The following is a 14,893-nucleotide window of genomic DNA, read 5'->3' on the forward strand; positions in this document are numbered from 1 at the left end:
GTATATAGCAACAATGCAATTGTATAAAACCCAACACCTTAAAGTCTATAATTCCCTTTCCAGTACCAAAGAACTATTCGAACCAATTAACGAAGGGCATGTAGGTATGTATGTATGTGGTCCCACGGTATACAGCAATGTACATCTGGGAAACTGCCGAACTTTTATGTCGTTTGATATGATCTTCCGTTACCTCAGGCATTTGGGGTACAAGGTTCGGTATGTAAGGAATATTACAGATGCAGGTCATTTGGAAGACGATGCTGATGAAGGGGAAGACAAAATTTCCAAAAAGGCACGGTTAGAACAAATAGAACCCATGGAGGTGGTACAACGCTATACCGTAGATTTTCACAATATCCTTCAGAAATTTAACTTTTTACCTCCTAGTATTGAGCCAACAGCAACGGGGCATATTATAGAGCAAATAGAAATCATTAAGGATATCCTTGAAAAAGGTTATGCCTATGAAATTAATGATTCTGTCTACTTTGATGTTAAGAAGTTTAATGAAGACTATGAATATGGCAAACTGAGTGGCAGAAAGCTGGAAGACATGATCTCAAATACAAGGGAACTTGCAGCTCAGGACGATAAGAAAAGCCCTCAGGATTTTGCTTTGTGGAAAAAAGCCGAACCACAACATATCATGCGATGGCCTTCCCCATGGGGAGATGGGTTTCCGGGATGGCATCTTGAATGCACAGCAATGAGTACAAAATATCTTGGTGAAAATTTTGACATACACGGAGGTGGAATGGATCTGAAATTTCCTCATCACGAATGTGAAATTGCACAGGCTGAGGCGGGAAATGGTCATTCTCCTGTTAAATATTGGTTGCATGCCAATATGCTTACCCTAAATGGTAAAAAAATGGCAAAATCTACCGGGAATAACATTCTCCCGAATGAGATCTTTAGCGGTAATAATAGTATACTTAGCAAAGGATTTTCTCCTTCTGTAGTACGCTTTTTTATGATGCAGGCACATTATACAAGTATTCTGGATTTAAGCAACGATGCCCTGCTCGCTTCAGAAAAGGGGTATCAAAGGCTTATGGATGCGATTACTGGTCTGGACGGATTAAATACCGGTGCCAATTCAGATTTCGATATTAAGGATTGGAGGCAAAAGTGTTATGATGCAATGAATGACGATTTTAACACCCCAATTCTAATAGCAAACCTTTTCGAAGGTGTTAAACATATCAACCTTATAAAAGAAGGAAAAGAACAGCTTTCTGCAGATGATAAAAAAATTCTTATCGAGACCATGAATAGTTTTGCATTTGATGTTCTTGGCCTGGAAAATAAAAATGATAGCGGAAGGGATTCTGAAAAGTTATCGGGTGTCGTGGAACTACTTATTCAATTGCGGAACGAAGCTCGTGCCAATAAAGATTTTGGCACATCTGATAAAATAAGGGACCAGTTGGCAGCCCTCGGCATTCAGTTAAAAGACAGCAAAGAGGGCACAACCTTCAAGGTCTCCTGATAAATTGCGGTATCCATTGGGTAAATTTCTTTCAGGTTGACTTTCATGTAATTCTAATAACTAATTACGACTATAAATTAGTATTTAAATAATATTTCTCAAGTTGAAAAAAATTCTAATTGCCCCCTTTGTACTTCTTGTCAGGTTCTACCAGGTGGTTATTTCACCTTTGACCCCTGCCACTTGCCGATATAGCCCAACATGCTCTCAATATACGCTTGAGGCTCTACAAAAACATGGCCTTTTTAAAGGAGGTTGGTTAGCCTTAAAACGTATTTTCAGCTGTAATCCATGGGGTGGAAAAGGTTATGATCCTGTACCCTGACCTGTTAATCTCAGATATAATAATAATTTTATTTAGATCTTAAATCGACTTAATAGCACTCAAAAGTGCATAAAAGTTAAGCTATTATTTGGCTTTGGCCTCAGTTCAATTTTCTTATCTTAGCCGCTTAATAAATTGACTATGTATTTTTTAGGTTTTATATGGAATCCGGATGATACCCTTTTCAAAATTGGTGTATTGCAAATTAAATACTACAATCTTTCCTGGATAGTAGCCTTTGCGCTGGGTTGGTATATTATGAAAAAGATTTTTTTAAACGAAAAAAAATCCCTCGAACAACTAGATTCCCTTTTTATTTACACTGTACTGTCAACAATGCTTGGTGCACGCCTGGGACATGTCTTTTTTTATGACTGGCCCTATTACAAAAATCATCTTGTAGAGATTCTGCTTCCGATAAAAGAACGTGCCGGAAGTACATTATTCGGCATTATTAATGGTTATGAGTTTACCGGTTTTACCGGTCTGGCAAGCCATGGCGCCGCTATTGGTATTATTATCGGCATGTATCTTTTAAGCAGAAAATACAAGGACCTTAAAATACTTTGGGTTTTAGACAGGGTTGTCATTACTGTTGCTATTGGGGCATTTTTCGTAAGATTAGGCAATTTTTTTAACTCGGAGATAAACGGTAAAATAACAGATGCAAACTTTGCTTTTGCGACTAAATTTGTGCGCGATTCAGATGATATGCCAGCTGCATCTGCATTGCAGATTACCAAAGAAAAGTCTGTTAATGCGGCCTATGCTGCATTGGAAAATAATCCAAAATTTGCGGACTATTTCAGTGCTATTCCTTTTAGACATCCTGCTCAGTTATATGAAGGTGTCGCATATATATTTGTTTTTCTGATTCTGTATTACTTCTACTGGAAGACCGACAAAAAGAATCAGCCCGGATTTTTATTTGGTTTATTCCTGGTACTCCTTTGGACCATAAGGTTCTTTGTAGAATTTGTAAAGAAAAGTCAGGGTGGATTCGAAGAATCATTAGGGTTATTATCAACAGGCCAGTGGTTAAGTATTCCTTTTATTCTTGTTGGATTCTATTTTATGTTCAGAAGAAAAAGTGTTACTGCCTAGTGAATATCAAGTAAAAATATGGTAAGATGAGAACACTAAAATTTTATAGTATTTTCCTGATTTTGGCCCTGTTAACTCTTAGTGGCTGTAAGGAAGAACGGAAAAAGGTAGTCAAAACTGAGGCTATAACATTTACAAAAGAAGGCGAACTCACTATCTATAAGGAACAGTCAGACTCTGTTATCGTAAAATACAATATCGAAATCGCGGAATCTGATTATGAGACCCAGACGGGCCTTATGTATCGCGAATCCATGGAATTGGATCAGGGGATGTTTTTTATCTTTCCAGACGTGCTTTATCATTCATTTTATATGAAAAACACAAAAATACCGCTCGACCTTATTTTTATAGATGAGGGGCTTAGGATTGCAAGTTATAAGGAAAATGCACAACCAATGGATGAGACAGGCCTATCGTCCGAAGTCCCGGTGCAATATGTCCTGGAACTAAATGCCGGGCAGCGAAAACAATATTCTTTGGAAGTTGGCGATCGCATCGCGTTTATAAGGATGTAAAAAGTAGAAAATGAACTTACTTCTTGAAGGGGAGGAAAGTAATAGGCTTATTTTCCGTAAAGTATCGAAGACGGATTTTAATGCCTGGTTACCATTTCACCAGGAACCCTTAAGTTCACGATATTTTGCAGGAGAGATCTTTGAACCGGAGGTAGCTTGCCAGAATTGGTTTACGAAAGTATTTACCAGATATGAAAATAATCTTGGGGGTCTTAATGCCTTAATTAGCAAAGATAGCGGGAAACTTATAGGCATGTGCGGCCTCCTGATTCAAACTGTGGACGAGATTCAGGAACTGGAGATAGGCTATTCTATCTTACCTGAATACTGGAGAAAAGGGTACGCCACTGAAGCGGCCAAAAAGTGTAAGGCTTATGCCCTGAAACACCAACTGGCAGAATCCATAATCTCCATCATACATATAGACAATATTGGGTCACAAAAAGTAGCTCTTAATAATGGGATGCACTTAGATAAAACAACTACGTATAAGGGCATTCCTGTTCATATTTTCAGGGTATTTTCTAAGGAATCCTGATTTTTGACCAAAACCATCCAATTTATCTTTTATTCGGTCGTTACTAAGTAGATCGCTCACAGGATTAACTGATATAGATTTGAAAAAGTCCGTTCACATAGCCTACATCACTACTATGGCTCTAATAGTTTTGGTAGTTACCCTGTATTTAATTTATACAGGTTACACCTACTATGGTACTTCACTGGAAGAGCGGTTTTATCACCCAAGACATAATTGGTTTAAACCAAGTGGCATATATGGACAAGGTTTGGGAATTATTGGTACATTCATGATCCTCTTTGGAGTAGTCATATATATTGCCAGGAAACGCTATAATTTTTTAGCAAAACAAATAAGACTTAAATACCTACTTGAATTTCATATTTTCCTGTGCACCCTTGGGCCTATTCTGGTGCTCTTCCACACCGCATTTAAGTTTGGTGGCATTGTATCAGTTGCCTTTTGGAGCATGGTGGCAGTGGTCCTTAGTGGGGTAATTGGAAGATTTATCTACAACCAGATACCGAGAACAATTGAAGGCCGGGAATTGAGCATGAACGAACTTCAGCATATGAAAACAGATTTGGCCGTAGTGCTACATCAGCGATTTAATCTGGAGTCCAATACTATTACTATTGTTACTGATTTGATGAGTAAAGAAAACACAATTGACAACAGGAAAAAACTGGGGTATTTAAAAAAAGTGCTGGGCCGCAAGGACCTCCCTAAAAAGGACAGGAATGCAATATTACAAATGGTAAAAAAGGAAATAGTACTTTCAAATAAAATAGGCAGATTGCAAATGATGCAAAAACTTTTTAAATATTGGCATGTGGCACATATGCCCTTTGCTTTAATTATGCTCATTATTGTGGTCATTCATGTGGCGGTTACACTTGCCTTTGGTTATAAATGGATTTTCTGATGGATGCAGTGTTATTAGAACAGATAATTGTATATGGTATAGTGCTTCTTTTATGTGCTTTCACTGTATTTTTCTATCTGAGAAGAAAAAGTAAAAAGTCGCTTGAGACAGTAAAAAAAGTTACTGTTGCCAAGGAAGAGGGGTTATTTGAACCCATCTCCCTGCATCCTCATATTGATCTTATAGCATGTATTGGCAGTGGTGCCTGCATCACCGCATGCCCCGAAAAAGACATAATAGGAATAACTAATGGGATTGCAACCGTAATTAACACTTCTAATTGTGTTGGACATGGTGCCTGCTTTCACGCATGCCCCGTTGAAGCCATATCGTTGCGCATAGGAACAGAATCCAGAGGTGTGGATCTTCCTCACGTCAGTGAAGACTACGAGACTAATATCAAAGGTATGTATATAGCCGGAGAATTAGGGGGAATGGGATTGATTAAGAATAGCGTAGAACAGGGACAGCAGGCGATGGAAAATATTGCAAAGCAGAAAAAACCATCTAAAGAAAATGTTTTAGATGTAGTAATAATAGGTGCCGGCCCCGCGGGGATTTCCGCAACCCTTGAAGCTAAAAAGCAAGGATTATCCAGTATAACATTAGAACAAGATTCCCTCGGGGGAACAGTCTACACATTTCCAAGGGCAAAAATTGTAATGACTTCACCCATGGATTTGCCGCTTTACGGGAAGGCTAAATTACATGACACCTCCAAGGATGAATTGCTTCAATTATGGAAGAAAGTAATTTCTGAACAAAATTTGGAAATTGTTGAAAACACTAAGGTTGAAAGTATTACTCCTATAGAAGGCAAAACTTTTAAAATAGTTACTAATGCCGGCAGTGAATTTATTTGTAATCAGGTACTATTATCTATAGGTCGAAGAGGAACACCCAGAAAACTTGGTATTCCGGGTGAAGATTCACAGAATGTAGCCTACAGATTGCTTGAACCTGAACAAATAGAGGAGAAGAAAATCATTGTTGTGGGCGGAGGCGATTCAGCTATTGAATCTGCACTTCTATTACTACAAAATAATAATCAGGTTATACTTTCCTATAGAAAGGATAAATTCTCCAGGCTAAAACCCAAAAACAGAGAAAAAATTGAGCAGGCCATAGCTGATAAATCTATCAGAGTCATATATAATTCTAATCTGGTGTCTATTAATGCAAAAAGTGTATTGATGAGCATTGAAGGAAACGAAGCCACAGAAATTGAAAATGATCTTGTATATATTTTTGCAGGTGGGGAATTACCTACCAGTTTTTTACAAAATGCAGGGATAGAGATAACCAAACGTTTTGGTCATGTCCTGAAATCTTATAAATAAATGGATTGAATAACAGTTTTAAACATACCATTTACCTTTTTATTTTTAGCCTGACCATGGGTTATGGCCAAATATCCCCCGGTGATTTATCTCAATCTCATGCAGATCTTGAAGGGATGAGTAATTGTACCCTGTGCCATGATCTCGGAGCCAAAGTATCTGACAGGAAATGCCTGGAATGCCATAAGGAAATACAATCGTTAATCAATAAAAAAGACGGATATCACGCCAATTCCAGTGTAGTGAAAAAGGATTGTTTTGAATGCCATAGTGATCATCATGGTCGTAAATTTGATATGATCCGTTTTGATGAAGATGCCTTTAACCATGACCTTACCGGTTATGAATTGGAGGGTAAGCACGAGGAAGTGGATTGCAGAAAGTGTCATGTTACCGAAAATGTCCAGGATAGAGAACTAAAAAAGCGAAAAAATACATTTCTTGGCTTAGATGAAACCTGTCTTTCCTGTCATGATGATGTTCACCAAAAAACCCTTACCAATGATTGTATGGCTTGTCATACTATGGAAGCTTTTAAACCCGCTTCAAATTTTGACCACGATACAGCCGATTATAAACTAGAAGGAGAGCATTTGAATGTGGATTGCATTGAATGCCACCAGATAACAACAAGAAATGGTAAGGATTTTCAAATATTTAAAGACATTCCTTTTAACGATTGTATTTCGTGCCATGAAGACCCTCATAATGAACAATTACCGGGACAGTGTTCACAATGCCATACGGAGGCTTCCTTTACAGCTTTTGCAGGTTTAGAAAATTTTGATCATAATTCGACCAATTTTACACTAAAAGGGAGTCACCAAACTACAGATTGCTTTGCATGTCATGCAGAAACCAGTAATCCCCTGACCGTTTTTCAGGATAAAAGCAGGATCAGTGAAAACAGTTGTGTAAGCTGCCATACGGATATACATAATGGGGAATATGGGAACGAATGTGTAAAATGCCATAGGGAAACCAGTTTTTTATCCCTAAGATCTATGGATTTCTTTGACCATACCGTCACCGATTATCCTCTTGAAGGAAAACATGTTGAAGTGGATTGCAGGCAATGTCATGAAAAAAGATTTTCTACTCCAATAGACTTTGCGGCCTGTAAAAATTGTCATGATGATTACCACAGGGGAGAATTCAAGGAAAATGATGTTTCTCCGGATTGTGTGGAATGTCATTCGTTGGAAAATGGATTTGATTACAGCCTTTATACGCTGGAACAACACCAAACTACATCCTTTCCTTTAGAAGGGGCACATAATGCAACTCCATGTTTTGCCTGCCATGTGAGCGAAAAGGAAGACAGATGGAGCTTTAGAAATCTCGGTACAGACTGCATAGATTGCCATCAGGATATCCATAAGGGCTTTATCAGTGAAAAATACTACCCCAATAATGAATGTAAAACATGTCATATCAATGAAGCCTGGACCCTGATCAATTTTGATCATAGCCAAACAGATTGGCCCTTAGATGGGAAACATACTGAGGTAGATTGTAGGGAATGTCATTTTGTTATGTCTGACAACAATACTACCTTTAAACAAACGTTTAAGAAATTAGGGGGGCAGTGTATAACTTGTCATGAGAATGTCCATGACGATACATTTGCCATTGAGGGAGTAACAGATTGCGCAAGGTGTCACATAACGGATAGTTGGTTTCCAAAAAGGTTTAACCACAACCGTACGGCCTTTCCACTGGAAGGGGAACATGCAAAAATAGCATGTAGTGTTTGTCATGAAGTTGCTTCTGAAAATGGAGAAACAGAGGTAATATACAAACTGGGTAAATTTAAATGTATAGACTGTCATCTCTAATACTCCTGTTATTGGGCTGCTTTCCACTTTTAGCCCAGTCACCTCATGGTGATGATCTGGATATGGACTGTGTTAAATGTCATCATCCGGGAGGTTGGTATATCAACTACCAAACCATTCAATTTGATCATAGTAAAACCGATTTTCAATTAGAGGGAACACATGCAAATGTGGATTGTAAACTATGCCATAGCACCATGGTTTTTGACCAGGCGCCTATGGACTGTGCTTCCTGTCATGCCGATATTCACAGCCAATCTGTGGGGAATGATTGCGTGAGATGTCATACTTCGGAGACCTGGCTGGTAGACATTATTCCCGAACTTCATGAAGCAAATGGTTTTCCTCTTATTGGAGTTCATAGTAATCTTAGTTGTATTGAGTGCCATAACACAGATAGTAGTAATCTTAGAATTGACCCTTTGGGAAATGAATGTATAAACTGTCATCAGGATGATTATGCCGCTACTCAAAACCCAAATCACCAACAAGCAGGCTTTTCAACAGATTGTGTTGAATGTCATAATCCGCTTGGATTTGGCTGGGATTCAGAAAGCATAAACCACGACTTTTTTCCATTAACCGAAGGGCACGACATACAAGATTGTGCACAATGTCATACAACAGGCAACTATTCAGATGCCTCACCGGAATGTGTTACCTGCCACCAGGAAGATTATACCGGCACAATGGATCCTAATCATGCTACTTCTGGTTTTTCAACAGATTGTGTTGCCTGTCATACCACAAGCCCCGGTTGGATGCCTGCGATTATTAACCATGACTTTTTCCCACTAACCCAGGGTCATAATATTCAGGATTGCACAGAGTGCCATACAACAGACAATTATTCAGATGCCTCTCCGGAATGTGTTGCATGTCATCAGACGGATTACGATCAGACGAATAATCCCAATCATTTAGCGGCAAATTTCCCAACAGATTGCGTGGCCTGCCATACCACCAATCCCGGTTGGACACCAGCAGAATTTGACCACGACCAATATTTCCCTATTTATACTGGAAAACACCGCCAGGGTGAAACCTGGAACGATTGTGTGGAATGCCATGCGAACCCCTCTAACTATGCCGATTTTACATGTTTCACCTGTCATTTGCAGCCTGAAATGGATGATAAACACAGTGAAGAAAATGGGTACGAATATCTGAGTTCCGCATGTTTAGAATGCCACCCCGATGGCGATTGACAAGGATAAATGAAATTTAAATTACATTTCATAATTGCCTTTATGGCCTTAACCTCAAATGCGTTTGGACAGGACAACATCCTCCATGGGCAGGTCTCGTTTGTTACCACCAATAACATCTATGTGAAATTTGATGACACATCTTTTATTAAGGTGGGCGACTCCTTAAACTTAGGTGGTACTGATAGCGCTTGTTTAGTGGTCAAAAGTAAGTCTTCTACATCCTGTGTATGTTCAATTATCAACGATTGTGAAATACAAAAGGGAGATGAAGTTCTATTTAACTACATGGTAAAAACAGAATCCGAAACTAAACAGGAATCGCCGACGGAATTATTACTGGCCGCACCAGTTGTGGAAGAAACCATAGAATCTATGTATACTGAGAACATTAACGGATCTGTATCGCTTTCGGGCTATAGTAACATTAATAGTCAAAGGGAAAACAGGACGAGGGTAATGACACGTCTCGCCCTTAATGCCTCACATATAAACAATTCTAAATTCTCTTTTAACACCTATTTAAATTACCGGTATATTTTTGAACAGGCAGATAGCACCTCACTTCTGAAGAACAATTTTTTTAGGGTATATAATTTGTCTGTACGTTATGATGCTTTACCTTCTTTTTCTGTAATCGCAGGAAGAAACATAAACCCGAAAATCTCCTCTCTGGGAGCGATTGACGGGCTGCAGCTTGAAAAATATTTTGGTAAATTTTATGTTGGCGCAATAGGTGGTTTTCGTCCGGATACCTTTGATTATGGATTTAATGCAGATTTACTACAATACGGAGGTTATGCCGGGGTGATGACGGATGCCAAAAAGTTTTATTCCCAGACAACCCTGGGATTTGTGGAACAACAAAATGCGGGGGAAACAGATCGTCGATTTGCCTATTTTCAACATAACAGCACTATTTTTAAAAACCTTTATCTTTTCTCTTCACTGGAACTGGATTTGTACAGCAAAGTAGACGGAGTGACTGCTAATGACATCAGGCTTACCAACTTATACATATCTGCACGCTATAGAATAAGCAGAAAGGTTAATCTGATGCTTTCTTATGACTCCCGAAAACGTATTCTCTACTACCAGACTTTTCAATCCGAAATTGACAGGCTCCTAGATGACGATCTGGCCCGCCAAGGCTTAAGAGCAAGATTGAATATCAGACCATTTAAATACATCTCGGCTGGTTTTAGTTATGCCCGACGGTTTAGAAGCGATGAACAAAACAAATCAAATAACCTACATGGATATGTCACCTGGACGCGTATCCCAAGTATTGAAGGCAGATTATCTCTGTCTTATAACAGAAATGAATCTAACTATCTGCTAAGCAATATTGGCTCTATAAGATATTCAAGGGATCTTGTTAAAAACAAATTGTATGCCGACTTTTATTATAGATTTGTAGATTATAACTATTACAGTATGACGGATCCATATCTGCAGCACTATATAGGCACAAATCTATCCTATAACATTAGCAGGAATTTATTATTTAGTATTTCAGGTGAGATGGCCATTTCTGAAATTGAAAATAATTATAGAATATACGCAAGACTAGTCCAAAGATTTAATACCAAAAAAAACAGGCGATGACACAAAAATTTAATTCCTACTCTTTCATCATTATCTTATTAGCATGCATAACTGCCTGTAACAACGGTCCAAAGGTAATTACTCCAACCTCAGATAATGGAAATACTGAGAGCAATGGCATTTTTACGCCAGATCCCGCAACGCGCGTAATTCCAAACCCAACAGCCGAAGTTGGCAATGAGTTGCATAAAGTTGTGGTAGAAGAGGTACTTCCCACAGCCAGATATGTCTATCTCAGGGTTAAAGAAGGGGAAAAAGAATTTTGGATAGCCACCAGAAAAGCGGAAATAAATAAAGGTGAAATATATTTTTACAGAGGTGGTCTGCTTAAAACAAATTTTGAGAGCAAAGAGTACAACCGTATTTTCGATGAGATTTATCTTATATCAAATCTTGTTTCAGAAGATCATTCCAAACATATAACTGCTTCTGCTAATTCTGGCAGTAATGCCAAAAAAGAAATAGTGGTCAAAGAAGACATCCCTACCCATACCGAAAAAACCGTTGTTCATAAGGGAACAATTAAAATTTCAGAGCTGGTAAGTGATCCCAAGAAGTATGAGGGTCATACTGTTCAGCTTAGTGGTAAATGCGTAAAAGTAAATCCCAATATCATGGATCGCAACTGGATTCATCTACAGGATGGGAGTAAAGATGACTTTGATATGGTTATTACCTCAAACACTTTTGTTCCGGAGGGTAAACTGATTACAATCCGCGCTGTTGTTAGTCTTAATCGCGATTTCGGAGCTGGTTATAAATATGATCTGATTCTTGAAAATGGCACTCTGGTGCAGTAATTATCCGGAATCAAGAAATAACAGAATATTTCCTCTTTTTATAATATGCGAGTGCACTAATTATAATAATTGATATAACTACCATATAAACCCAATTGGGCACTGGTACAGGATCTCCGGTAGCGTAGGAATGCAGCCCCGACAGATAATAGTTTACACCATAGTAGGTCATAATAACTGAGCCCAGCCCAAAGGTGGTAGCCACATTATAAGCAAAGAGCCCCGTTAGCTTGGGAATGAGACGCATGTGTAAAATAAAGGCATACACTAAAATGGTGACCAGCGCCCAGGTTTCCTTGGCATCCCAGCCCCAATACCGGCCCCAGGACTCATTGGCCCAAACGCCGCCTAAATAGGTGCCAACACTTACCATAAACAAACCTCCAATTAAGGTTAATTCACTGATATACGACATTTCCTGAACAATTCTTTTTATTCTTGTTTTGTTAGATTTCGTAAGGAAAATCATTAGTATTAGATTAATGAGGCCAATAATTGCCCCTAACATTAAAAATCCATAACTACCTGCTTCCAGTGATACATGAATGGTGAGCCAGTACGATTTTAGAACAGGAACCAGAGGAGTAATCTCAGGATCAAGGAAACTTAAGGTAGAAACAAAAAGAATTGTGGCTGCCAAAACCATGGTTGCCGCTAGGCCACCAAATGATTTTCTTGTAAATAGTATCCCGGCCAATGTTGAGGTCCAGGCAATATAGATCATGGATTCATAGCCATTACTCCATGGGGCCCTCCCGGAAACATACCAACGCAAACCAAGTCCTATAGTGTGTAATACAAAACCAAAAACTACTAATGAAAATAAAACCAGATATACTTTTTTCAGACTTGCATTGGGTTTGAAAACCGAGTAAAATAAAAAGAACAATAAAGCTATACCAAGGAAGATGTAAAATATTGCCAAACGGGTAAAGACATTTAGTTGATTTAATAATATTTCAGCATTGATCTTTGATTCTGAAGGCATTATGGAACCTCCATTTTTAATTTGGTACGTTTTTAATTCTTCTACAAGCCGGTCTGCTTGCAAGTAATTACCTGTACTGATAGCTTCCTTCAGGGTGTTCGTATAGTTCTTAAAAAAATTGTCTGCTATTTCTGAATGGTTATGACCATCATTCTCAACATGGGCATGTCCGCTGTTTGCAACCCAGGTATTACTTGGATCGTTAGGGGTAGGAATTATTTTGAGTAAGGTGCCCGAGAAGATCATGCTCAAAATATTCAATCTCTCGTCAATTTTTATCAATTCCTTTTCAAAGACACCTCTGTCAATAGGTTCAAGGCCATATACTCTTCTTACCTCTTCCTGCAATATATAATTGCCATTAGTCGAGAAAAAATCGGCATAGGAAGCGTAGTCTCCCGGAACACCCAGTTTTTCATGAATGTCCTTATGCTTTCCTAACTTAATAACGCCAGCGGCATACCATTCCTGTTTATTTACAAACATGCTCAGTAATATCTGGTCTGCCGTTAAGCCAAATAAGCTTTCCTTACGTGCCAATTTTCGCATCAATTCCCTTGAAAGAGTGTGCACTGGTTTCATTCGTCCCTTAAAATCCTGAACTACCAGTTTACTGAACTTATCGGCATGATCAATATTAACAGCATGCTCAACATAAGTATTTATTGGGTTAGATTGAGCCTCTAGTGTATTGGCAGATAAAAGGATCAGGAGTAGAGCTATTAATCCTTTCGCGCGTAATTTTTTAATTTTTTGAGTGAGTTGGTGAAATCTTGTTTTTTTACTGAACAAGGTAAGAAGCATACCCAAAGTGAGCAGGGCATATCCAATATAAGATATTAAGGTGCCCCAAAAATCGCTGTTGACACTTAAATAAGTACCTCTCTCATCCTTGTCAAACGAGGACTGAAAAAACCGATATCCCTTATAATTCAGGATATTATTCATATAGATTCGATAATCCATTTTTACATTTTCCTTTTCATCCACAAGGGTAACTTCACTGGCATAAGATGAAGCACTATTGGTACCCGGGTATTTGTCTAGTATAAACTTGTTCAACTTTATATAAAAAGGGACCTTAATTTCTTTTGCCCCATAAGAAATGGACAATTTCAAATCCTCAAAAGCCAGTAATTCAGGTCTACCTTCATTTCCCCTGCTACTAAATACATAGGTATCCTTTGATTCTCCGTTAACTGAGACCTCCATTAAAAGTGCGGTTAGGCTTTCATTCTTAACTTTAGGGTCTTCAGATTCAATTTGCACCGACCCTTTTTTATTGTAATCGGAAAAAACAACACTATTGACTCCATCTGTATACAAAGCCCTTAATTTGAGTGGGGAATCCGTATCCGATGGATAAATAGTATCCTTTTCCTGGGTAGCCATTACAGTTTGTGTAAGTACTTTACTGCTTGTAAACACGAGAGATTCATTTCGAACCGCAATATTAAAAGCATCGGGAAATGGGGTGTCTTTAAAATTATAAATCACATTGCCAATGCGTTTCGTTTCGCCCAGGCTTATATAATACTCTTCCCTCCCACGAAGACCTCCAATTACAAGTTGCAAAGTTGGAATGCCATCAATAGACTCTGATAAGTTCTTTTTTGGATTAGGAATAAACTCCTTAACTCTTATATTGATTAAATCTGAGCCAATGAGGTAGGATTCCTGCCAGGCATTATTACCTAATGAAGCAAACAAAACCGGCTCATTAAAATCATAAGTCTGATTATTCGCATTGACCTTAAACTTTAGATAAGGGTTGGAAGAAATAAAACTATTTGCACTGTCGTTTTCCCGGATGTGCATAATACCTTCAAAACCCAGATATCTTGTAACCCCAGCACCAATAATAATAATTATGATCGCCGAATGAAATAAAAGCAGAGGCCATTTCTTTTGTTGCACCATCCTGAATTTTATGATATTCACTATGATGGTGATACAAAACAGAATAAGCAGCAACTCAAACCACCAGGCCTTATAAACCACTTTTTGTGCCGCGGAAGTTCCAAAATCATTTTCAATAAAAGTAGCTGTTCCAATTGCCCCTGCAAATAGCAGAAAATACAGTCCGGCGGCTCTTGTATTGAAGAAAGGTGATAATGTTTTAAAGACTTGGGAGAAAAATAATTTCATGTTCATTTAATGATATATTTTTCAAAGTTAGCAGTTTTCCATTAACATCAAACGAATGGTTTTTTTATACAGTATG

Annotated in this window: 12 protein-coding genes; 11 read left to right on the forward strand and 1 reads right to left on the reverse strand. The window is 38.4% G+C overall.

What is annotated here, in order from left to right; translation table 11 throughout:
- Window positions 1–13: 13 nt before the first annotated feature.
- The 11 genes from cysS to ABJH90_RS10115 all read left to right on the forward strand — a co-directional run bounded on the left by cysS (window position 14) and on the right by ABJH90_RS10115 (window position 11,681).
- The gene (gene cysS / locus ABJH90_RS10065) at window positions 14–1,495 is read left to right on the forward strand and encodes a cysteine--tRNA ligase (RefSeq protein ID WP_348138913.1); all 1,482 of its coding nucleotides are present in this window, start codon (window positions 14–16) and stop codon (window positions 1,493–1,495) included.
- Between the two features lie 103 nt (window positions 1,496–1,598).
- Window positions 1,599–1,820: a membrane protein insertion efficiency factor YidD gene (gene yidD, locus ABJH90_RS10070; RefSeq protein ID WP_348138915.1), complete on the forward strand. Its 222-nt coding sequence runs from the start codon at window positions 1,599–1,601 to the stop codon at window positions 1,818–1,820.
- A gap of 141 nt (window positions 1,821–1,961) precedes the next feature.
- Window positions 1,962–2,924: a prolipoprotein diacylglyceryl transferase gene (gene lgt, locus ABJH90_RS10075; protein ID WP_348138917.1), complete on the forward strand. Its 963-nt coding sequence runs from the start codon at window positions 1,962–1,964 to the stop codon at window positions 2,922–2,924.
- Between the two features lie 26 nt (window positions 2,925–2,950).
- Window positions 2,951–3,442: a DUF192 domain-containing protein gene (locus ABJH90_RS10080; protein WP_348138919.1), complete on the forward strand. Its 492-nt coding sequence runs from the start codon at window positions 2,951–2,953 to the stop codon at window positions 3,440–3,442.
- Between the two features lie 10 nt (window positions 3,443–3,452).
- On the forward strand, window positions 3,453–3,980 hold the full coding sequence (locus ABJH90_RS10085) for a GNAT family N-acetyltransferase (RefSeq protein ID WP_348138921.1): 528 nt from the start codon (window positions 3,453–3,455) through the stop codon (window positions 3,978–3,980).
- A gap of 79 nt (window positions 3,981–4,059) precedes the next feature.
- Window positions 4,060–4,887, forward strand: coding sequence for a hypothetical protein (locus ABJH90_RS10090; protein ID WP_348319598.1), 828 nt, complete (start codon window positions 4,060–4,062; stop codon window positions 4,885–4,887).
- Window positions 4,887–6,227, forward strand: coding sequence for an NAD(P)-binding domain-containing protein (locus ABJH90_RS10095; protein ID WP_348138925.1), 1,341 nt, complete (start codon window positions 4,887–4,889; stop codon window positions 6,225–6,227). Before ABJH90_RS10090 ends, ABJH90_RS10095 begins: the two co-directional genes overlap by 1 nt.
- Before the next feature lie 5 nt (window positions 6,228–6,232).
- Window positions 6,233–8,065, forward strand: a complete 1,833-nt coding sequence (locus tag ABJH90_RS10100; RefSeq protein ID WP_348138927.1) for a cytochrome c3 family protein — start codon at window positions 6,233–6,235, stop codon at window positions 8,063–8,065.
- Entirely contained in the window at window positions 8,044–9,273 is a 1,230-nt protein-coding gene (locus ABJH90_RS10105; protein WP_348138929.1) for a cytochrome c3 family protein, read from the forward strand. Before ABJH90_RS10100 ends, ABJH90_RS10105 begins: the two co-directional genes overlap by 22 nt.
- A gap of 9 nt (window positions 9,274–9,282) precedes the next feature.
- On the forward strand, window positions 9,283–10,881 hold the full coding sequence (locus tag ABJH90_RS10110; RefSeq protein ID WP_348138931.1) for a hypothetical protein: 1,599 nt from the start codon (window positions 9,283–9,285) through the stop codon (window positions 10,879–10,881).
- On the forward strand, window positions 10,878–11,681 hold the full coding sequence (locus ABJH90_RS10115) for a hypothetical protein (protein WP_348138933.1): 804 nt from the start codon (window positions 10,878–10,880) through the stop codon (window positions 11,679–11,681). The genes ABJH90_RS10110 and ABJH90_RS10115 overlap by 4 nt, the downstream gene beginning before the upstream one ends.
- Window positions 11,682–11,691: 10 nt before the next feature.
- On the opposite strand, the gene ccsA is transcribed toward ABJH90_RS10115, so the two are convergent.
- The gene (ccsA, locus tag ABJH90_RS10120) at window positions 11,692–14,817 is read right to left on the reverse strand and encodes a cytochrome c biogenesis protein CcsA (RefSeq protein ID WP_348319601.1); all 3,126 of its coding nucleotides are present in this window, start codon (window positions 14,815–14,817) and stop codon (window positions 11,692–11,694) included.
- Window positions 14,818–14,893 lie beyond the last annotated feature (76 nt).

Origin of the sequence: Eudoraea sp., assembly GCF_039969275.1 — a bacterium.
Classification (GTDB): Bacteria; Bacteroidota; Bacteroidia; order Flavobacteriales; family Flavobacteriaceae; genus Eudoraea.